Annotated in this window: 19 protein-coding genes; 12 read left to right on the forward strand and 7 right to left on the reverse strand. The window is 63.8% G+C overall.

Annotated features, from left to right (window positions below; translation table 11 throughout):
- Window positions 1-76 precede the first annotated feature (76 nt).
- From EB235_RS11425 to EB235_RS11435, 3 genes are all read left to right on the forward strand, one after another.
- Window positions 77-1,639, forward strand: a complete 1,563-nt coding sequence (locus EB235_RS11425; protein WP_027030876.1) for a sigma-54-dependent transcriptional regulator — start codon at window positions 77-79, stop codon at window positions 1,637-1,639.
- Window positions 1,640-2,099: 460 nt separating this feature from the next.
- Window positions 2,100-3,968, forward strand: a complete 1,869-nt coding sequence (locus EB235_RS11430) for a DUF882 domain-containing protein (protein WP_027030875.1) — start codon at window positions 2,100-2,102, stop codon at window positions 3,966-3,968.
- 171 nt (window positions 3,969-4,139) lie between these two features.
- Window positions 4,140-4,340, forward strand: coding sequence for a hypothetical protein (locus EB235_RS11435; protein WP_027030874.1), 201 nt, complete (start codon window positions 4,140-4,142; stop codon window positions 4,338-4,340).
- Between the two features lie 72 nt (window positions 4,341-4,412).
- Here EB235_RS11435 and EB235_RS11440 read toward each other — a convergent pair whose 3' ends face one another.
- Window positions 4,413-5,051 carry a 2-dehydro-3-deoxy-phosphogluconate aldolase gene (locus tag EB235_RS11440; protein ID WP_027030873.1) on the reverse strand — a complete coding sequence of 213 codons (639 nt, stop codon included), beginning with the start codon at window positions 5,049-5,051 and terminating at the stop codon, window positions 4,413-4,415.
- Window positions 5,052-5,264: 213 nt separating this feature from the next.
- Between EB235_RS11440 and EB235_RS11445 the strand changes: the two genes are divergently transcribed.
- The 3 genes from EB235_RS11445 to EB235_RS11455 all read left to right on the forward strand — a co-directional run bounded on the left by EB235_RS11445 (window position 5,265) and on the right by EB235_RS11455 (window position 8,094).
- The gene (locus EB235_RS11445) at window positions 5,265-6,194 is read left to right on the forward strand and encodes a rhodanese-related sulfurtransferase (protein WP_027030872.1); all 930 of its coding nucleotides are present in this window, start codon (window positions 5,265-5,267) and stop codon (window positions 6,192-6,194) included.
- A 109-nt stretch (window positions 6,195-6,303) separates the two neighbouring features.
- Complete coding sequence (locus EB235_RS11450; RefSeq protein ID WP_027030871.1) at window positions 6,304-7,044, forward strand: tellurite resistance TerB family protein; 741 nt, start codon at window positions 6,304-6,306, stop codon at window positions 7,042-7,044.
- 294 nt (window positions 7,045-7,338) lie between these two features.
- Window positions 7,339-8,094 (forward strand): SDR family oxidoreductase, encoded by a 756-nt coding sequence (locus tag EB235_RS11455; RefSeq protein ID WP_027030870.1) that lies wholly within the window; start codon window positions 7,339-7,341, stop codon window positions 8,092-8,094.
- Between the two features lie 32 nt (window positions 8,095-8,126).
- Here the strand turns inward: EB235_RS11455 and EB235_RS11460 are convergent, their stop codons facing one another.
- Window positions 8,127-8,501 (reverse strand): YciI family protein, encoded by a 375-nt coding sequence (locus EB235_RS11460; RefSeq protein WP_027030869.1) that lies wholly within the window; start codon window positions 8,499-8,501, stop codon window positions 8,127-8,129.
- A gap of 152 nt (window positions 8,502-8,653) precedes the next feature.
- The gene (locus EB235_RS11465; protein WP_027030868.1) at window positions 8,654-9,838 is read right to left on the reverse strand and encodes a pyridoxal phosphate-dependent aminotransferase; all 1,185 of its coding nucleotides are present in this window, start codon (window positions 9,836-9,838) and stop codon (window positions 8,654-8,656) included.
- A gap of 83 nt (window positions 9,839-9,921) precedes the next feature.
- Here EB235_RS11465 and EB235_RS11470 point away from each other — a divergent pair, with 83 nt between their 5' ends.
- The 4 genes from EB235_RS11470 (at window position 9,922) to denD (ending at window position 12,905) form a co-directional block, all read left to right on the forward strand.
- Entirely contained in the window at window positions 9,922-10,608 is a 687-nt protein-coding gene (locus tag EB235_RS11470) for a GNAT family N-acetyltransferase (protein WP_027030867.1), read from the forward strand.
- A 32-nt stretch (window positions 10,609-10,640) separates the two neighbouring features.
- A complete protein-coding gene (locus EB235_RS11475; RefSeq protein ID WP_027030866.1) occupies window positions 10,641-11,612 on the forward strand; it encodes a cation diffusion facilitator family transporter in 972 nt (323 codons plus the stop codon).
- Between the two features lie 89 nt (window positions 11,613-11,701).
- Complete coding sequence (locus EB235_RS11480) at window positions 11,702-11,914, forward strand: hypothetical protein (protein ID WP_027030865.1); 213 nt, start codon at window positions 11,702-11,704, stop codon at window positions 11,912-11,914.
- 13 nt (window positions 11,915-11,927) lie between these two features.
- Window positions 11,928-12,905, forward strand: coding sequence for a D-erythronate dehydrogenase (denD, locus tag EB235_RS11485; protein WP_027030864.1), 978 nt, complete (start codon window positions 11,928-11,930; stop codon window positions 12,903-12,905).
- 42 nt (window positions 12,906-12,947) lie between these two features.
- Here denD and EB235_RS11490 read toward each other — a convergent pair whose 3' ends face one another.
- The 4 genes from EB235_RS11490 to EB235_RS11505 all read right to left on the reverse strand — a co-directional run bounded on the left by EB235_RS11490 (window position 12,948) and on the right by EB235_RS11505 (window position 17,028).
- Window positions 12,948-14,177, reverse strand: coding sequence for a nickel/cobalt transporter (locus tag EB235_RS11490; RefSeq protein ID WP_027030863.1), 1,230 nt, complete (start codon window positions 14,175-14,177; stop codon window positions 12,948-12,950).
- Entirely contained in the window at window positions 14,174-14,842 is a 669-nt protein-coding gene (locus EB235_RS11495) for a DUF1007 family protein (RefSeq protein ID WP_027030862.1), read from the reverse strand. The genes EB235_RS11490 and EB235_RS11495 overlap by 4 nt, the downstream gene beginning before the upstream one ends.
- A gap of 89 nt (window positions 14,843-14,931) precedes the next feature.
- Window positions 14,932-15,831, reverse strand: a complete 900-nt coding sequence (locus tag EB235_RS11500; RefSeq protein WP_027030861.1) for a LysR family transcriptional regulator — start codon at window positions 15,829-15,831, stop codon at window positions 14,932-14,934.
- A 3-nt stretch (window positions 15,832-15,834) separates the two neighbouring features.
- Window positions 15,835-17,028 carry an amidase gene (locus tag EB235_RS11505; protein ID WP_027030860.1) on the reverse strand — a complete coding sequence of 398 codons (1,194 nt, stop codon included), beginning with the start codon at window positions 17,026-17,028 and terminating at the stop codon, window positions 15,835-15,837.
- Between the two features lie 541 nt (window positions 17,029-17,569).
- Between EB235_RS11505 and odc2 the strand changes: the two genes are divergently transcribed.
- Window positions 17,570-18,703, forward strand: coding sequence for an ornithine/lysine decarboxylase (gene odc2, locus EB235_RS11510; RefSeq protein WP_027030859.1), 1,134 nt, complete (start codon window positions 17,570-17,572; stop codon window positions 18,701-18,703).
- A gap of 96 nt (window positions 18,704-18,799) precedes the next feature.
- The gene (locus EB235_RS11515; protein WP_027030858.1) at window positions 18,800-19,369 is read left to right on the forward strand and encodes a GNAT family N-acetyltransferase; all 570 of its coding nucleotides are present in this window, start codon (window positions 18,800-18,802) and stop codon (window positions 19,367-19,369) included.
- Window positions 19,370-19,382 lie beyond the last annotated feature (13 nt).

Below are 19,382 nucleotides of genomic sequence, written 5' to 3' on the forward strand. Positions count from 1 at the left end.
GGGTTTTTTGAAAGCTTATTTAGAACCCTGTGCCAAGATGATCCATCGGGATTTCGAGCGGGCAACTCATAAAGTCATGACAGGTTCCATACTCATAGTCGATGACGATCCCGTGCAGCGCCGGCTGCTCGAGGCGGCGGTGACGCGGTTCGGCCACACGGCAATCGTTACCGACGGCGGCGCCGCTGGTCTCGACGTGCTCGACGGACCAAGCGCCCGCGACGTCTCGGTGGTCATTCTCGATCTGGTCATGCCCGGTCTCGACGGCATCGGCGTGCTGAAGGCGATGCGCGAGCGCGACATCACCGTGCCGGTCATCGTGCAGACCGCCCAGGGCGGGATCGAGACCGTGGTTTCGGCGATGCGCCACGGCGCCTTCGATTTCGTCGTCAAGCCGGCCTCTCCCGACAGGCTGCAGGCGTCGATCGCCAATGCGCTCAAGGTCGAGGCGGTCGAGGGCGAGGTCAAGCGCACGTCGCGCAAGCGCGGCGGGCTTTTGACCTTCAGGGACATGATCACCCACAGTCCGGCGATGGACAGGGTGATCCGCCTCGGCCAGAAGGCGGCGGCGTCCAACATCCCGATCCTGATCGAAGGCGAATCCGGCGTTGGCAAGGAACTGGTGGCGCGCGCCATCCAGGGCACCGGCGATCGCCGCTCAAAACCGTTCGTTACCGTCAATTGCGGTGCCATCCCCGACAATCTGGTAGAATCGATCCTCTTCGGTCACGAGAAGGGTTCGTTCACCGGCGCCACCGACAAGCACACCGGCAAGTTCGTCGAGGCGCATTCCGGCACGCTGTTCCTGGACGAGATCGGTGACCTGCCGCTCGACGTCCAGGTCAAGCTGTTGCGCGCCGTGCAGGACGGCGAGGTCGATCCGGTCGGCGGCCGTGCCACGGTCAGGGTCGACATCAGGCTGATTTCGGCAACGCATCGCAACCTGCTGCAGCAGGTCAAGGACGGTAAATTCCGCGAGGATCTGTTCTACCGGCTGAACGTCTATCCGATCTTCGTGCCGCCGTTGCGCGACCGGCGCGACGACATTCCCCATCTGGTCACGCATTTCATGGAAAAGGTGGCGCCCGCCGACCCGCGCCGCCGCCTGCAAGGCATTTCGGCGGCGGCACTCGCCGTGCTGCAGGCCTATGACTGGCCCGGCAACATAAGGCAGCTCGAAAACGCCGTCTTCCGCGCCTCGGTGCTGTGTGAAGGCGATGTGCTTGATGTCGATGATTTTCCGCAGATCCGGGCGCAGGTCGAAGGCACTGTCGATCTCAAGACAGATGGCAATCTCGCGGCGGATGGCAATCTCGAAACGGAAATCGCCGCGCCGCCATCGCTGGAACCACGCGACGATGATCTTCTGGCTGGCGAAGCAGGGCCAACGGCCGCGCCCGAGCAGCCATCAAGGCTTCAGCCTCGCTTCGGGATGCTGCGCGCGCTCGACGAGCGCGGCAATGTACGGGCGCTGGCCGATGTCGAGCTTGAAATGATCAAGCTCGCCATCGACCACTATAACGGCCAGATGAGCGAAGTCGCCCGCCGCCTCGGCATCGGCCGCTCGACGCTCTACCGCAAGCTCAAGGAATACGGCATCGACCCTGAGACCGGCCGCGTGGAACGGCTCGCGTCCTAAAATCGGCTCACGCCGAAACAGATTTCCTGCGACGCGCTTCAGGCGTCTGCTTAATGCATCTTGTCTTCCCGCTTTTTGGGCGACATGCCTGGACGCAAGGCCGGGACCAGCTTGCAATGCCAGGATTGGCCCTGTACCGCGGGTTTCGGCTGGAATACGGCAAGCCTATGGACAGCTCTGTTCACGCATTAAGGCTAACGGTAACAGATCGTGTTCGGCCAAAGCCGGAATCCTGATCTAAACCAGCGGTTTACCAAGAAACCTTGTGAACAATTTTTGACGGGATATCGCCACGGTGTTACCGCATTTCGGCTTCAATAAGCGATGATTAACCATTAGGATCGATATTCGGATGTGAAAACCACACATCCGTTTGGGCAAATCCGGGGACAAACGGCAGCCTGCAAGGCCTTTTGATTTGAACAGAATCGAACGACTCACAAACGGGCGTCACGATCACTTGAGCGTCTGGCCGAGATGGCTGGTAGCGTTGATCGTCGCTTTTGGTTTCGTCGCCGCGGCCGCCACCGGCGCGCAGGCCGAAGTTCGTTCGCTGAAGCTCTACCACCTCCACACGCATGAGAAGGCCGAGATCGTCTACAAGCGCAATGGCCGCTACGATCCCGAGGGTCTTCGCAAGATCAACATTATTCTGCGCGACTGGCGCCGCAACGAGCCGACCAAGATGGACCCGCGCCTGCTGGATCTGGTCTGGGAAGCCTATCGGGAAAGCGGCGCCACCGACTATATCCAGGTCGTCTGCGGCTACCGCTCGCCGTCGACCAACTCGATGCTGCGCAGCCGCGGCCGGGGTGTCGCCGAGAAGAGCCAGCATATGCTCGGCAAGGCGATGGATTTCTACATTCCCGGCGTGCCGCTGAAGAAGCTGCGCAACATCGGCCTCAAGATGCAGGGTGGTGGCGTTGGCTACTATCCGACCTCTGGGTCGCCATTCGTGCATATGGATGTCGGCAACGTACGCCACTGGCCCGGCATCAGCCGCCAAGAACTGGTCAGCCTGTTCCCCAATGGCAAGACGCTGCATGTGCCGAGCGACGGACGGCCGCTGCCCGGCTATGAGCAGGCAATGGCTTCCTACAAGGCGCGCAAGGGTTCGGGCACGCCGAATGTCGAGATGGCTAGTGTCGGCGGCGGCAGCAAGAAGTCGGGCGGGTTCCTCTCCGCCTTCTTCGGTGGCGGTGGCGACGACGAGGCTGACGACAGCGCCGACGTCGAGACCGCTTCCGCAGCCCCCGCGCCCAGGGCAAAGAGCCTGAAGCCGGCAGCGACGGCCAAGAACAGCAACCTGCCGGGCATCGCCATCGTCGCGCCCGAGAATGCGCAGCGTGCCGAAATTCCGCAGGTCGCCGAAGATCAGGCTCCCGAGCCTGAGAAGGATACACCGGAGACGATCATCGCGGCGCTGCCGGCCAAGGAGATTCCGCTGCCCGATTTCGCGCCGCGGCCGAAGGCTGACGTCGGCGCGCAGCAGCCCGAGAATGTTCCGTTCGCCACGGCGGATGCGACGGCCACGACCGAACAGGCCGTTGCGACCGCGCAGGCGCCGGCCAACATGCCTTTCGGCAAGGCTGACCCCGCCGCGGTAACAGCGGCTGCAACCGCCGCCGCCGATCCGGCGCAGGTCGCCGTCAACAACATTCCCTTGCCGACATGGCGTCCGACGCTGCCGGCCGAGCTTGCACCGCCGCCCAGCAAGGATGTGCTGATGGCGCTGGCGGAGACGGCCGAACAGGGCAAGACCGCGACCGATGCGTTCGCGGTGCTGCCTTCGGCACGGCCGGAGCCGGCCAAGCCGGACGCCGTCAAGGCGGTGCTCGACGAGGCCAATGCCCAGGTTGGGGCCCAGGTCGGGACCCAGGTCGGCAACGCCGACGAATATCAGGTTGCCTCCCTGGCGGAAGAACCGCGCTCGGCCTTCAACGATCCGTCCTATGTCGATGTCGCGACGCCCCGCCAGGCCGTCGCCGCCCGTCCGGCCGGTTCCGATCCGGCCGCCGCCATCGGCGCCGGGGTGAAGACGACCCGCAAGGAAGCCAGGGCCACTGCGCGCGACCAGAAACCCGGTCCCCGGGCCGTGGTGGTCGCCGCGGCACCCCAGGCCGCCCGCTGGGCGCTGACCAGCGGCGAGGCTGTTGCCACCGTCGCGAGCCCTACAACGGCGCCGGGCTATGCTTATAACATCGTGCATACCGCTCCGAGCGAGGTTTATACGGCTGGTTTCCAAGCCGACAACCAGATGGCCGATGCCAATCGCTTCACCGGCAACGCCGTCAAGTTCATGTCGGTCGCCCGCTTCCAGACGAAGTAACGGACAGATCAGAAGATTGCTGAAGCCGCGCTGGGCGACCCGTGCGGCTTTTTGCTGTCCTGGTTAACGGTGGGCGCCGCTCTGATCACGCCGGCCTGACATTGCCGTGATCATGGAACTCGTTGCTGATGCAAGAGTTTCTCCCCCGCACCTTCAAACCCGGGGATATCCATGAAGAACATTCTATTGGCATCGGTCATTGCGCTGGCAACCGCTTCGGCGGCCATTGCTCCCTCACGGGCAGAGACCGTTGTCGTCAAGACCGACAATCATATGCATATGCACATGATGAAGAAGCACTGCCACACCAGGGTGGTCACGACCTGGAAGCATCATCACAAGGTGACCAAAGAGGTCAAGGTCTGCAACTAATCAGTCAAAGTCGATTTTGAAAAAACCCGGTCGGCGAAAGCTGGCCGGGTTTTTTGCGTGCGCGTGGCAACACTATTTCTTGAGCTTGCTCGCCGCGCGGGCCAACGCTTCGATCTCGTCCCATTTGCCGGCCTTGACGAGGTCATCAGGGGCAACCCAGGAGCCGCCGACGCAGATGACGTTGGGCAGGCTGAGGTAATCGGCGGCGTTCTTGCCGGTGATGCCGCCGGTCGGGCAGAATTTCACATCGGCGAGCGGCGACGCGAAAGCCTTCAGCGAAGCGATGCCGCCGGACTGTTCGGCCGGGAAGAACTTCAGGAAGCGCAGGCCAGCCTCCCGCGCGGCCATGATCTCGCCGGGCGTGATGGCGCCAGGCAGCAGCGGAACCTCGCTGTCGGCGGCTGCCGCCAGAAGCTCGCGCGTGATGCCGGGGCTGACGATGAAGCGCGAACCGGCGCTGGCTGCCTCGGCGAACTGCCTGCTGTCCAGAATGGTGCCCGCGCCGACAATGGCTTCCTCGACCTCGGCCGCCACCCGCCGGATCGCTTCCAGCGCGTCAGCGGTTCTGAGTGTAATCTCGATCGCCGGCAGGCCACCACGCGCCAGGGCGCGGGCCAGCGGCACGGCGTTGGCGACATCAGAGATCTTCAGCACCGGGATAACCGGCTGGCCGTTGAGGAGTGACAGGAGTTTTTCGGTCTTGCTGGGCATCTGTCTCTCTCCGTATCGAGCCATATCGAAGGCGATTTCAACCGATTAGCAGACGCGTCTTTGCCTGTCCATGAAACCAGGCGTGTCGCGATGTCACGCGCCGTCGGACAGCTTACGGGCTCTTCTCCGACAGGGCCATGACATCAGCCGAAGTAGGCTGCCAAACCCGTTTTGCCTTGAATCGGCTTTTACGAGCGTCTAGTTGCTCTGGCAATGACACCGTCCGCTCCATTCCAGCCCGTCCGCGTCGCCGCGCTTTACCGGTTTGCCCGGCTCGATGCCTTTGACGAACTGCGCGCGCCGCTTGCTGCCTTCTGTTGCGGACGCGGCATCAAGGGCACGCTGCTGCTGGCCCATGAGGGCATCAATGGCACGGTCGCCGGCAGCGAGGCCGCGATCGCCGAGCTGATCGCCTATATCGAAGCCATCGACGGGCTGGCGGGCCTCGAGGTCAAGTACAGCAGTGCCGCGGAAATGCCGTTCCACCGCATGAAGGTGCGGCTGAAGCGCGAGATCGTCACCATGGGCGTCGAGGACATCGACCCGTCGACGAGTGCCGGCACCTATGTCGCGCCTGCTGACTGGAACGCGCTGATTTCGCAGCCCGACACGATCGTCATCGACACGCGCAATGCCTATGAGGTCTCGATCGGCACCTTCAAGGGCGCGGTCGATCCGGCGACCGCGAGCTTTCGCGAATTCCCGGCCTGGGTGGAAGCGCACCGGTCGGAACTCGAAGGCCGCAAGGTGGCAATGTTTTGCACCGGCGGCATTCGCTGCGAGAAGGCAACCGCCTATGTAAAATCGCTCGGCTTCGAGGACGTGTTCCATCTCAAGGGCGGTATCTTGAAATACCTCGAGGACGTTCCCGCCGAGCAGAGCCTGTGGCAAGGCGAGTGCTTCGTCTTCGACGAGCGGGTTTCGGTGTCGCACGGCCTCACCGAGGGCGATGCGGAACTGTGCCGTGCCTGCCGCCATCCGCTGGCGGCGGGCGACCTGGCGTCGCCGAAATATGCCGCTGGCGTCTCTTGCCCGCATTGTTTTGACGCCCGTACCGACGAGGACCGTCAACGCTACGCCGAGCGTCAACGGCAGGTGGAGCTCGCGCAAACGCGGGGCAAGGGGCCGCATATCGGATCCTGATCGAGGCACCGGCAAAGCGGCGCCTGTCATTGCAATGTCAAGCTTCGGGACCTACGTCTTCGGCGTTCGAAACCTGCCCGTTCGGCCGGGCACATGCTGGAGGCACTGAATGTTCGATCCCAAGAAGCTTCTCGACGATCTGCTCGGCTCGCAAATCCCCGGCACCAGCGGCACCGTCCGCGACAAGGCGGGCCAGGCCGTGCAGATGGCCAAGGACAATCCGCTGGCCGCCGGTGCGCTTGCGGCGGTGCTGCTTGGAACCGGTGCTGGCCGCGAGGTGACCGGTGCGGCGGTGAAGCTCGGTGGCCTGGCCGCGATCGGCGGCCTCGCCTACAAGGCCTACCAGAACTACAAGACCGGCAACGCGCCGGAGCAGGCGCCCGCGTCCGGCGAACCTGAATTGCTGCCGCCGCCCAAGGACACCGCCTTCCATCCGTCGCAGGCGCCGCAAGGCGAGGATGAGTTCACGCTGACCCTGGTGCGGGCGATGATCTCGGCCGCCAAGGCGGATGGCCATGTCGACGACGAGGAACGCAAGAAGATCGCCGGCAAGCTCAGCGTGTCGGGAATCGGCACCGATGCCGAGAAATTCCTGATGGCGGAGCTGGAAAGCCCGCTCGATCTCGACACGCTGGTGGCGGGTGCGCACACCGACGCGCAGAAGCTCGAGCTCTATACGGCGTCGCGCCTCACCATCGATCCCGACACGCGCGCCGAGCGTGGCTATCTCGACCTGCTTGCCGGCCGGCTTGGCCTGCCGGACGCGCTGGTCGACCATGTCGAGGCGACGGTTTCGGCGGCCAAGGTGCCGGCAACAACGACGGGTACTTCGCCCAATCCGCGCTGGTAGGCCAAAACGGCACAACCAGCCTTTCCGGCGTTAACCTTTCGTTAACTCAGGAAGCGCATGATTCTACACAGTCGGATCGGCTTTCCTCCTCCCAAGCCCGGTTCAGATCAGGGCGGTCGCCAATGACCGCCCTTTTTGTCGGCCCCTATGAGGGCTCCCCAAAACTCATCCAGCTTTTCGGGATCACGGCCCGACGCGGCCGCTTGCCATCGCCACTGTCATTTGCGATGCCTTCTTCCCGAGCCAAATCCCCAGAAATAAGTCAGGCACGCGCGGCGCTGCCGGAGGACAGTCATGACAGATCAGAAAACAGCCATCGTCACCGGCGCCGGCACGGGCATCGGCAAGAGCGTCGCCACGGCGCTGCTCAAGGCCGGCTGGAACACCGTGTTCTGCGGCCGCCGCAAGCCGGTGCTGGATGCGGCGATCGCCGAGGCCGGGCCGACCGAAGCCAGGGCGCTGGCGGTTGCCTGCGACATCAGCAAGGCCGGTGAGGTCGATGACCTGTTCGAGACAGTGCTGGCCGCCTTCGGCCGCGTCGACCTGCTCTTCAACAATGCCGGCATGGGCTACAAGTCGACGCCGATCGACGAAATTCCGGTCGAGGTCTGGAACGATATCGTCGGCGTCAATCTTACCGGTTCGTTCCTGTGCGCGCGTGCCGCTTTCGGCGCGATGCGCAAGCAGCGGCCGATGGGCGGCCGCATCATCAACAATGGCTCGGTGTCGGCCTATGCGCCGCGCCCCGGTTCGGTGCCCTATACGGCGACCAAGCATGCCATTACGGGGCTGACCAAGACGCTGGCGCTCGACGGCCGTCCCTATGACATCGCCTGCGGCCAGATCGACATCGGCAACGCACTGACAGACATGGCGCAGCCAATGACCGTCGGCGTGCCGCAGGCCAACGGCTCGATATCAGCCGAAGCGGTGATGGACGTCCAGCGCGTTGCCGATGCCGTCGTGCACATGGCCAGCCTGCCGCTCGACGCCAACGTGCTGTTCATGACCGTGATGGCAACCAAGATGCCGTTTGTCGGGCGTGGGTGAGCGTTGGGCACTGACAGGGCTTTCGCCCCAGCCTATTTGCCCGCCAGCGGTACGCCCGGCTTGAAGAGCAGAATGGGCCTGATCTCGTAGACCGCGGTAGGATTGACGCGGCGAAGGTCGCGGGCAATCGCGATGGCCTCGTCTCTCGTGGCGCAGTCGACAACATAGAGGCCGAGCAACTGCTCCTTGGTCTCGGCGAAGGGCCCGTCGATGATCGTGCCATCGCCCGGGCCGCGCAGCGTGAAGGCATCCTGTGTCGCCCCCAGACGCGCGGACGGTCCAAGCGTGCCTTCCTCATGAAGCCGGGTGTTGATCTTCAGCAGCTCGGCCATCAGTGCCGCGTCTTCCTGCGGCGTCAGCGCCTCGATCGCATCTTCCACGTGATAGGCAAGGATTGCATAGAACATCTAAGGCACCTGCTTCGATCCTGGTCCGGGGGAGCGTAGCCGTTCCCGGCATGCAGGCCCAGCCCGGACCATGCGTCTGCGGACGGCTCATGACACCATTATTGCCGCCAGCCGCGACCATCAGGAAAGAGATGTCCGGACCGTTCCGAGCCTCACTTGGCCAGGAACGCCCCGATCCGCTCCAGCGCTCGCAAAATGTTCTCTTCGGAGTTGGCGTAGGAGAGCCTGATGTAGCCTTCGCCGAGAATGCCGAAATCGGGGCCGCCGATCAGCGCCACGCCGGCCTCGTCGAGCAAAGCGGAGGCGAGTTTCTTTGCTTTCCAGCCGGTCTTCGAAACATTCGGGAAGGCGTAGAACGCGCCCTTGGGCGTGATGCAGGAAATATTGGGCAAGGCGTTCAGGCCTTCGACGACGATCTTCCGGCGGTTGTCGAAGGCGCGCATCATTGTGTCGACGTCGTCCTGCGGGCCGTCGATCGCGGCGATGCCGGCGAACTGGCTCGGCGCGTTAACGCAGGACCAGCAATTGACCGCCAGCTTGCGCACCTTGTCGTAGAGATGGGCGCCCCTGTCGCCATTCGGCCAGATCGACCAGCCCATGCGCCAGCCGGTCATCGCCCAGGTCTTCGACCAGCCGTTGAGCACGATCAGCCGATCGCGGATTTCGGGGTAGGCGAGCAGCGAGCAATGCGTCTCGCCGTCATAGGTCATGACGTCGTAGATCTCGTCGGAGAGGATGGCGACATCAGGGTGCTTCTCCAGCCCCTTGACCAGCTTTTCGATCTCGGCGCGCGGCGTCACGCCGCCGGTTGGATTGGCTGGCGAGTTGAGGATCAGCAGCCTGGTCTTCGAGGTGATCAGCGCCAGCGTCTCCTCGGCAGAGAAGGCAAAGCCGTTTTCCTCGCGCATCGGTACGGGAATGGGCGCCGCACCGGTGAATTCGATCATCGAACGGTAGATGGGAAAGCCGGGATCGGGATAGAGGATCTCGGCGCCGGGTTCGCCGAACATCAGGATGGCGGCAAACATCGTCGGCTTGCCGCCAGGCAGGATCATCACGGTCTCGGGTGAGACTTCGACGCCGGTGGTCGTCAGCGTGCGGCGCACCACCGCCTCGCGCGTCGCCAGAAGGCCGTTGGCCGGCGTGTAGCCGTGATGGCCGTCACGCAGCGCCTTGATCGCGGCTTCCACAATGTGTTGAGGCGTTTTGAAGTCGGGCTGGCCGATGCCGAGATTGACGATGTCGCGGCCCTGGCTCGCAAGTGCGGTCGCCCGCGCCAGCACCGCGAAGGCATTTTCCTCGCCGAGACGATCGAAGGCCGAAATCGTGTGGAGCATTTTTCCCGTCCATGTGGTTCTTACTGTGACGTTGCGTTTTTGTGAGCCTCATCAGGCAAAAGTCAAACGGATTGGAGTTTTTGGTGTCCGAAAATCTCAAGGATTGGCAACCGCGTCCGCGACCCGCGCGCAAGGCGATCGATGGTCGATATGTCAGGCTTGAGCCGCTGAGCGCCACAAAGCACGGCGATGGCCTCTATGAAGCGTCTTCAGTGTCCGATGTCGACGGCCGCTTCGCCTGGCTGCCAGACTATCCGCCGGAAACCCGTGCCGCCTTCCAGCCATGGCTGGACAAGGTCGAGGCCAGCGAGGATCCGCTGTTCTTCGCCATCATCGACAAAGCCAGCGGCAAGGTCGCCGGACGCCAGACGCTGATGCGCATCGACCCCGCCTACGGCGTCATCGAGATCGGCAACATCTACTGGGGGCCGCTGATCTCGCGCAAGCCTGCGGCGACGGAAGCGCAGTTCCTGTTCATGAAATACATTTTCGATGAGCTCGGTTATCGTCGCTACGAATGGAAGTGCAACAACCGCAACGAGCCGTCGAAGCGGGCGGCGGAACGGTTCGGTTTCAAGTTCGAGGGCATTTTCCGCCAGCACCTCATCGTCAAGGGTGAAAACCGAGACACTGCGTGGTATTCGGTCATCGACAAGGAATGGCCGGCTTTGCGCCAGGCCTATGAGGCGTGGCTCGATCCGGCCAATTTCGACGGTGCCGGCCAGCAGAAGCGACGGCTCGAGGATTGTCGCGCGGAATTCGGCGCTTAAGTCCGGCTTGGGGCGCATGACAGGAGTTGCCATTGGCGGAAACCCACGATCATAGCGGGCATGACCATGGCGGTCCCGGCCATGTGCATGGCTCGACCGACAAGAAGCGCGTGCTGATCGCGGCCTGCCTGACGGCGGGCTTCATGGTGGCGGAGGCGCTTGGCGGTCTCTTCACCGGGTCGCTGGCGCTGCTGGCCGATGCTGGTCACATGCTCGCCGATGCGATTGCGCTCGGCCTTGCCTGGTATGCTTTCCATCTTGCGGGACGGCCGGCGACCGGCAAGCTCACCTACGGCTTTGGCCGGGTCAAGACGCTGGTGGCCTACACCAACGGCATCGCCATCTTCGTCATCGCGCTGTGGATCGTCTACGAGGCCTGGGGACGCCTTGAAGCGCCGGCGCCGGTGCTGGGCGGGCCGATGCTGGTGGTGGCGATCCTCGGCCTGCTGGTCAATCTCGGCTCCTTTTTCGTGCTGCATGGCGGCGACCATGAGAGCCTGAACATGCGTGGCGCCATCCTGCATGTGCTTGGCGACCTGCTTGGCTCGGCCGCGGCGATCGTGGCGGCACTGGTGATCCTGGCGACCGGCTGGACGCCGATCGACCCGATCCTGTCGGTGCTGGTCTCGCTGCTGATCTTGTCGACGGCCTGGTCGCTGATGCGCGCCGCGGCCCATGTCCTGCTCGAGGGCGTGCCGCCGAGCCTCGACCGCGACCTGGTCGCCAAGGACCTGGAAACGACGGTTCCTGGTGTGCGCGAGATACACCACATGCATGTCTGGTCGCTCGATGGGTCAAGCAACATGGCGACGCTGCATGCCTGTCTCGACGAGGGCGTCGATGCACACCAGGCGGTCAGCGCCATCAAGAAGCGGCTTGCCAGCGAGCACGGCATCAGCCATGCCACGGTGGAACCGGAATTCGGCCAGTGCGCCGATGACGGCGACGACCATGATCACGAGCATGAGCATGATGCGGCTGCGCATCACGGCCACCATCACTAGGCCCGATTGATGACCACTGATCGGACCTGCCTCAGGAGTTCTCCAGCTTTGAAATCCAGCCCCATGAACGACCGCCGCCCCGGTGCGGCATGATGGACCGTGACACGCGCAATGCGGCCATCGCGGCGGTCTGGATCATGCTTTTGTTCGGCATTGCCGCCTTCTACCTGCCGACCGTGATGCTGGCACTCGGCAGTTTTTCGACCGTGCTGGCGGGTATCTTCGGCATCGTCTTCGTGCTGGCGTTTTTCCTCGTGTTCTGGCTGCGCGCGCGCACCCAGCGCAAAAATCAGGGCAAATAAGGGGATTTTTGACATGCGCATTCTGATCACCGGCGCCGCAGGCATGGTCGGCCGCAAGCTCATCGCCCGGTTGGCCAAGGACGGCACGCTGCGTGGGGAGAAGATCACCGCGCTCGATTTGCACGACATCGTGCCGCCGCAGGCGCCGGCCATGGACGGCGTCAGCATCAGCACCCATACCGGTGACCTTGCCGAGGCCGGTGCGGCTGAAAGCCTGGTCGCGTCGCGCCCCGATGTCGTCTTTCATCTCGCCGGCATCGTGTCGGGCGAGGCGGAGGCGAATTTCGACCTCGGCTACCGCGTCAATCTCGACGGTACCCGAGCCCTGTTCGATGCCATCCGCCTGGCCGGCTTTGCGCCGCGCGTGGTCTTCACCTCATCGATCGCGGTGTTCGGCGCGCCGTTCCCGGATGTCATCCCGGATGAATTCCATCCGACACCGCTGACCTCCTACGGCACGCAGAAGCAGATGAGCGAGGCGTTGCTCGCCGACTATTCCAGGCGCGGCTTCTTCGACGGCATCGGCATCCGGCTGCCGACGATCTGCGTGCGGCCAGGCAAGCCGAACAAGGCGGCCTCCGGCTTCTTCTCCGGCATCATCCGCGAACCGCTGAGCGGCCATGAGGCGATCCTGCCGGTGCCGCGCTCGGTCGTACACACTCATGCCAGCCCGCGCTCGGCGGTGAATTTTCTAATCCATGCAGCCGGGATCGACGGCGCCGCCGTCGGGCCGCGCCGCAACCTGACGATGCCGGGCGTCGCCGTCACCGTCGGCGAGCAGATCGAGGCGCTGGAACGCATCGCCGGGTCGAAGACGGTAAGGCTGATCCGCGAGGAGCCGGACGCGACGATCTGGGCGATCGTCAAGGGCTGGCCGACCCGCTTCGAGGCGCGGCGCTCAAGGGAGCTCGGCTTCAGCGCCGAGAAGAGCTTTGACGAGATTATCCGCGCCCATGTCGAGGATGAATTAGGTGGCAAAATTCCCGCTTAAGGGACTGCTGAGCCCATCCCATTCAATTGGGTTGGGCTCCGGCTAGACGCTGCCGGTCAGGCTGGCCGACAGCAGCAGCAATCCGAACAGGAAGACGAAGGCGGCGCCGCCGATCTCGACGATCGAATGGATGCGGTTGCCCATGCGGCCGTCGCCGGCGAAATACACCGCCCAGTTCTTGGCGGTCACCGCGAGTGTCGCCAGGGCCGAGACGGTGATGGCGGTGCCCAGCGACATGGCCAGCACCGACAGCAGGCCGCCGAGCCAGAGCCCGTTGAGCAGCGCGAAGCTCAGTACGATCAGCGCGCCGGAGCAGGGTCGGATGCCGACTGCGGCTACCGCCGACCAGGCGGTGCGCCAGTCGAAGCGATCACCCGACAGCAGCGCCGGATCAGGCGCATGCGAATGGCCGCAGGTTTCGCAGACTTCGTCCGCCGAATGGTCGTGATGCGCATGATCATGTGCGCCGTGATCATGTTGGTGATCATGCACGCTGTGGTCGTGGTCATCGTGCGAATGATCATGCGCATGGTCGTGATGGTCGTGGACCTGCAGAGCGTGCGAGTGGGCATGCGCCGAGTGGTTGTGGGCCGCATGCGAATGCCCGGCGTGGGAATGCCCGGCGTGCGAATGGCCTGTATGGGAGTGACCGGCGTGAGAATGACCCGCATGGGCAGCCGACAGGCTGTAGGCGGGCGCCCTGCCGAACAGGCGCAGGATGGACGGGCCGAGCTTGCGCCACAGCAGCCAGGCTCCGAACAGGGTGACGAGGGCAAAGCTCATGATCTCCATGAACCAGGCCGCGTCGGTCATCGAGATGGTGGTGCCGCGCAGGACGAAATAGGCGAGCAGCATGACCACGATCGCCGTCAGGCCCTGCAGCAGGGCCGAGACGAAAGACAACAGGATGCCGCGCCGCAGCGCCACTTCATTGGCCACCATATAGGATGAGATCACCGCCTTGCCGTGGCCGGGGCCGGCGGCATGGAAAATGCCATAGGCGAAGGACAGGCCGATGAGGATCCAGATCTTGCTGCCATCCTGGCGCATCGCCTTCATGGCGCCGGCAAGAGCGCGGTAGAATTCCTGCTGCCGCAGATTGATCCACATCAGGATGTGGGCGAACGGACCGGTGGTCGGCGCCATGCCGTCATTGACGCCGATGCCGAGCGAGGACTGGGCGTGCGCGGCATTGGCGAAATGCATCGCGGCAAAGGCGAGGGCCAACAGGCCGAGTGCCAAACGCAGGGACGGTTTCGTCACCGGGGTCATCCTTCTGGCTGACAGGTCAGTTCGAGCTTGGTGGCAAAGATCTTGCTCATGTCGGTGCCTGTCGGGTCATTGAAGAACGCGTCCGTCAGGGTCTTCTGGTTTTCCTTGATGGCTTCATCCGGGTCCGGACGGATCACCTTGCTGGTGCAATTCGACGGCAAGCCTTCGACCGTGATGTTGGAATCCTCGGTGAAGTCGATCGCCGTGTAGAAGGTCGGGTCATAGACGCCGATGTCGATCGTACCGGTCAGCTTGATCGGCACCTTGGGTTCGGACTCGAACAGGATGATCAGCTGGTCGTTGTCGAAATTGGCCATCAAATGAGGCGGAGGCGTCATCGTCACGTCCTTGCCATTTTGCGTGACGAGCTGGAAATAGTTGAACTCGGCCAGCGAGGCATGAACGGTGTCGGCGACATCCTTCAGCTCCTTGTCGTCAAGCTTCAGGTCGGAGTTCTTGTCGAACTCCATCATCACCGTACTCGAAAACAGGTCGTCGAAGCGCCAGAGATGGCGCAGCGCTTTCACACTTTGGTGATCCGGGGACAGGATCACGTCGAGCCGGGCCTCGGCGAAGACGTGTGGGTGCACGTAAGCCGGTCCAGTGACGGCAAAGACCGCCGCCAAGGCCGAAGCCAGCATGATTGCGTGCCGTTTCAGGTGCATTTCCGGTCGCGATTCCATCGGCCTCGGAGAGAGTGTCGAGAGTTACCAGAAAGGGGGCGAAATTGGGACCGGGACATGGTTGGAACAGGTCAAGCGACCTCGCGCGTCCTGAACCACTGCACCAGGAAGTCGACGAAAACACGGACCTTGGCCGGCAGATAGCGGCGGTGCGGGTAGACGGCGAAGATGCCGCCGCCGGACAGGATGCGGTCGTCGAGCGCCGTCACCAGCGCACCGCTCTTGAGATCGGGCGAGGCGATGAAGTCCGGCAGGATGCAAAATCCGAGTCCCGAGACGGCAGCAGCGCGCGCCGCCATCGGGCTGTTGACCTCGATCGGACCCGACACGGCGACGCTCAACTGATCGTTGTTGTCGCCCTTGAATGCCCAGTTGTTCAGCCCGCGGCCATTCGTGTCGACGATGCAGGGCATGTGGCCGAGATCCTGCGGCCGCGTCGGCATGCCGTGCTTGGCGATCAGTTCGGGAGAAGCGCAAAGCTTGATCGAGAATGGCGCCAGCCGCCTGGCGATCAGCGACGAATTCTCCAGCCGCGAGATGCGCACGGCGAGGTCGAAGCCTTCCTCGACCAGATCGACGAAGCGGTCGTCGAGCTGGATGTCGAGCACGATGTCTGGATATTGCTTGGCGAAGTCGATCAGCGACTGGCCGATCGGCGCGTCGGCAAAGGTGCGTGGCGCCGACAGCTTGATCCGGCCGCGCACGTCGCCGGAGGATTCGCGCACGGCATCGGCCAGGCTGTCGACCTCGCGCACGATCTCCGAGGCGCGGCGGTAATAGGTGTGGCCGGCCTCGGTCATCGAGAATTGCCGCGTGGTGCGGTTGAGCAGCAGCGCGCCGAGTTCGTCCTCCAGTTCGCGCACATACTTTGACAGCAGCGCCTTGGAGCGGCCGATCTTGCGCGCCGCCGCCGAAAAGCCCTCGGCCTCGACGACGTCGATGAAGGCGCGCATGCGGGTCAGTGTGTCCATGGTTCAGGCCTTTGCTGCGTCGAGAAGTTTTCGGCCGAGCCGTATCAGGGCAATGTCGCTGCCGGAAGGGCCAAGCAGCGACAGGCCGAACGGTGCGCCGGCGACCGAACCGATGGGCAAGGTGATCTGTGGAAAGCCGGAGAGCCCGGCCAGGCACAGGAGGTGCAGGGCCCGTTCGCGATAGGCCTGGAACTGCTCCGGCGTCGAGTCGACATAGGGCGCCGGGCCCGGCACCGTCGGCAGGACAAGGAAGCCGTCTTTGCCGAGCAGGGCGCCGAGTTCGCCGCGAAAGGTCAGCCTGCGTACTTTCTCGGCCTGCGCCGTGCGGTCATCGACGGCACGGCCAAAGCCGAAACGCTCCTCGACGCCGGGGCCAAGGTCGCGCTCGCCAGTGGTGATCCATTCGCCATGCACGGCCCAGGCTTCCCTGGCCTGCAGCCGGCGAAAGCACCAGTAGAGTTCATCAGGTGTCGAACTTAAGCGTGTCGTCGGTATCGCCGGCGCGCCGAAAACCGTGCTTGCCAGGGCCTTCATCCCGGCATATTCGGCGAGCGCCGGACGGGCGACCATCTCGTCCAGCCAGCCGAGCGTCAGCGGGCGGTCCAACGGGTGGTGATGCGGGTCGCGGCCAAGCAGCAGCTTGCCGACGGTCTCGTAGGTCTCGATGTCGTCGGCGAACCAGCCGAACGTGTCGAAGCTCGGCGCCAGCTTCATGACGCCATCAAGGGAAATACGGCCATGCGTGGTGCGCAGCCCGATCAACCCGCAAAAACTCGCCGGCGCGCGGATCGAGCCGCCGGTGTCGGAGCCGGTGGCGATATGGGCCAATCGGCCCGCGACCGCCGCCGCGGATCCGGAAGACGAGCCGCCGGTGACGCGGTCGGGTGCTGCCGGGTTCACCGGAAATGGAAAATGCGCGTTCTGGCCGAACAGCGCGAAGGCAAGCTCGTCGGTCTGTGTCTTGCCGATGAAGCGCGCGCCGGCATCGAGAATCATCTGCACGGCCGGTGCGGTACGCGAGGCGGCATGGCTTTCGGCGAATTTCTGCAAATTGCCGCAGCCGGTGCGGTAGCCGGCAACGTCATAGATGTCCTTGACGGCCAGGCGCAGGCCGGCGAGCGGGCCGAGCTCGGCATGGGCCACCGGCATCTGGCGAAGATCGAGAAAGGCATTGAAGGGGCCGTGCGTGCCTGTCATCGTTCGATATCCGGATACGGTTACGCCTACATTGTTCGATGCCAGAAATTTTACAACCGGAGATACGATTTTTATTGATTGTGACGGCAACCAGCCATATATCGCGCTTGCCCAAAGTCGCACGTGCCTGTGGGTGTCCGCCGATCCTCGAATGGTGAGGGAAATCGGTAAGGTAACTGGAGCCAACCCCTCCAGTCGGTCTAGCGGCCAACCGCCAGCCCGAGGACACCTTGAAGCAACGACGGTGCGGGCCTTTCTGGTTCTCTTCCGGTTGTCCAAAGACCGGGGTTACTAAAGAGGCACACCTTCATTGCCGGCAGTGCGGAACGGGGTTCTCCCAATCCAAGCCAAGGCAGACAAAGCGAACCGAAGCCGGGCAAGGCCAAGGTTCATCGCCGCGAGACGGCGCTTCATGGTTCCGGGGTCTCCACCGGCTGGTTCCATGGATTTCCGTCCCGCCTTTGTTTGACCGCGTGTTCGCGAGGCCGACAGCCCGCGTACGCACCCTTGTGCGCGCCGAAAGGCGTGTTGGAGAATTCCGATGGCTACACAGCGCATCCTCGACTTCCTCGCCACCCGACGTCCGTCCGGCCCCTGCCTCGTCGTCGACCTCGATGTCGTGCGCGACAATTTCCGCGCCTTCGAGAAGGCGCTGCCCGATTCCAAGATCTACTATGCGGTGAAAGCAAACCCGGCGCCGGAAATCCTGCGCCTGCTTGCTGCGATGGGCTCGTCCTTCGACACCGCTTCCGTTGCCGAAGTCGAGATGGCGATGGACGCCGGTGCGCCGGCGGACCGCATCTCCTTCGGCAACACCATCAAGAAGGAGCGTGACATCGCACGCGCCTACCAGCTCGGCATCCGGCTGTTCGCGGTCGATTGCGTCGAAGAGGTCGACAAGATCGCCCGCGTCGCTCCCGGTGCGCGTGTGTTCTGCCGCGTGCTGACCGACGGTGAAGGCGCCGAATGGCCGCTGTCGCGCAAGTTCGGCTGCGTGCCTGACATGGCCGTCGACGTGCTGCGCCATGCCAAGGGCCTCGGCCTCGATGCCTATGGCGTGTCGTTCCATGTCGGCTCGCAGCAGACCGACCTGACCGCTTGGGACCGTGCGCTGGCCGACGCCAAGAAGGTGTTTTCGACGCTGGCCGACGAAGGCATCGTCTTGAAGATGGTCAATATGGGCGGCGGTTTCCCGACGCGCTACCTGCGCGATGTGCCAGCGGCGCAGGCCTATGGCCAGGCGATCTTCTCGGCGCTGCGCAAGCATTTCGGCAATGCCATTCCGGAAACCATCATCGAGCCGGGTCGTGGCATGGTCGGCAATGCCGGCGTTATCAAGTCGGAAGTCGTGCTGATCTCGAAGAAGGCCGCCAACGACAATGTGCGCTGGGTGTTCCTCGACATCGGCAAGTTCGGCGGCCTGGCCGAGACGATGGACGAGGCGATCCGCTATCCGCTCGTCACCCGCCATGACGGCACAGAGACCGCGCCTTGCGTGCTCGCCGGCCCGACCTGCGATTCGGCCGATGTGATGTACGAGAAGACGCCATATCCGCTGCCCTTGTCGCTGACCATCGGCGACGAGGTGCTGATCGAAGGCACCGGCGCCTACACGACCACCTACTCGGCGGTCGCGTTCAACGGCTTCGAGCCTCTGCGATCCTACGTGATCTGACGGTTCGAAAGAACCGATCAGATCATCCCAGGTGGGCGTCAGTCGCCCACTTGGGCTCGCCTGTGGAACAAGCTCCGCTCGTGAAGGATCGCGGAAATGGAAATGTCAGTTGAAATCGTAGCTCAGGCGCCGGCCTTCATGATGGTCGCCGAAACCGTTGCCGACGTCACGGCGCGCGAAGCCTTGCTCGATCGTGCCATGGGGCCGAAGCGCAAGACCAAATCGTCGGAGAAGCTGCGGCGTGGCCGCCGGCCCTCGGAAGGCCTGGCCTTTGTCGCACGCGATGCATCGGGTGGCGTGGCCGGCACGGTGCGGCTCTGGGACGTCAGGCTGGGCGAGGGCGGCCCGGCAGCGCTGCTGCTTGGCCCGCTTGCCGTCGATCCGTCGCTCAAGAATGCAGGCATCGGCTCGGCGCTGATGCGCTACGCCATCTCGGAAGCCGCGCGTCTCGGTCACGCGGCCATCCTGCTGGTTGGCGATGCGCCCTATTACGGCCGCTTCGGCTTCTCGGCCGCCATGACCGGTTCGCTGGCCATGCCGGGGCCATATGAGCGGCACCGCCTGCTGGCGCTGGAACTGGTGGACGGCGCGCTTGATGGCGTGCACGGCACGTTGAAGGCTTCAGGCCGCAAGCTGAAGACACAGGCGCGTACGCTGGCCGCCTGAAACCCCTATTGCC

It is taken from the genome of Mesorhizobium loti R88b, assembly GCF_013170845.1.
In the GTDB taxonomy this organism is placed as follows: domain Bacteria; phylum Pseudomonadota; class Alphaproteobacteria; order Rhizobiales; family Rhizobiaceae; genus Mesorhizobium; species Mesorhizobium loti_B.

What these genes read in the sequence shown, in the direction of transcription:
- EB235_RS11425 (WP_027030876.1), top strand. Translation starts at nt 77, where the DNA reads ATGACAGGTTCCATACTCATAGTCGATGACGATCCCGTGCAGCGCCGG.
- EB235_RS11435 (WP_027030874.1), top strand. Translation starts at nt 4,140, where the DNA reads ATGAAGAACATTCTATTGGCATCGGTCATTGCGCTGGCAACCGCTTCG.
- EB235_RS11440 (WP_027030873.1), bottom strand. Translation starts at nt 5,051, where the DNA reads ATGCCCAGCAAGACCGAAAAACTCCTGTCACTCCTCAACGGCCAGCCG.
- EB235_RS11445 (WP_027030872.1), top strand. Translation starts at nt 5,265, where the DNA reads ATGACACCGTCCGCTCCATTCCAGCCCGTCCGCGTCGCCGCGCTTTAC.
- EB235_RS11450 (WP_027030871.1), top strand. Translation starts at nt 6,304, where the DNA reads ATGTTCGATCCCAAGAAGCTTCTCGACGATCTGCTCGGCTCGCAAATC.
- EB235_RS11455 (WP_027030870.1), top strand. Translation starts at nt 7,339, where the DNA reads ATGACAGATCAGAAAACAGCCATCGTCACCGGCGCCGGCACGGGCATC.
- EB235_RS11460 (WP_027030869.1), bottom strand. Translation starts at nt 8,501, where the DNA reads ATGTTCTATGCAATCCTTGCCTATCACGTGGAAGATGCGATCGAGGCG.
- EB235_RS11465 (WP_027030868.1), bottom strand. Translation starts at nt 9,838, where the DNA reads ATGCTCCACACGATTTCGGCCTTCGATCGTCTCGGCGAGGAAAATGCC.
- EB235_RS11480 (WP_027030865.1), top strand. Translation starts at nt 11,702, where the DNA reads ATGATGGACCGTGACACGCGCAATGCGGCCATCGCGGCGGTCTGGATC.
- denD (WP_027030864.1), top strand. Translation starts at nt 11,928, where the DNA reads ATGCGCATTCTGATCACCGGCGCCGCAGGCATGGTCGGCCGCAAGCTC.
- EB235_RS11490 (WP_027030863.1), bottom strand. Translation starts at nt 14,177, where the DNA reads ATGACCCCGGTGACGAAACCGTCCCTGCGTTTGGCACTCGGCCTGTTG.
- EB235_RS11495 (WP_027030862.1), bottom strand. Translation starts at nt 14,842, where the DNA reads ATGCACCTGAAACGGCACGCAATCATGCTGGCTTCGGCCTTGGCGGCG.
- EB235_RS11500 (WP_027030861.1), bottom strand. Translation starts at nt 15,831, where the DNA reads ATGGACACACTGACCCGCATGCGCGCCTTCATCGACGTCGTCGAGGCC.
- EB235_RS11505 (WP_027030860.1), bottom strand. Translation starts at nt 17,028, where the DNA reads ATGACAGGCACGCACGGCCCCTTCAATGCCTTTCTCGATCTTCGCCAG.
- odc2 (WP_027030859.1), top strand. Translation starts at nt 17,570, where the DNA reads ATGGCTACACAGCGCATCCTCGACTTCCTCGCCACCCGACGTCCGTCC.
- EB235_RS11515 (WP_027030858.1), top strand. Translation starts at nt 18,800, where the DNA reads ATGGAAATGTCAGTTGAAATCGTAGCTCAGGCGCCGGCCTTCATGATG.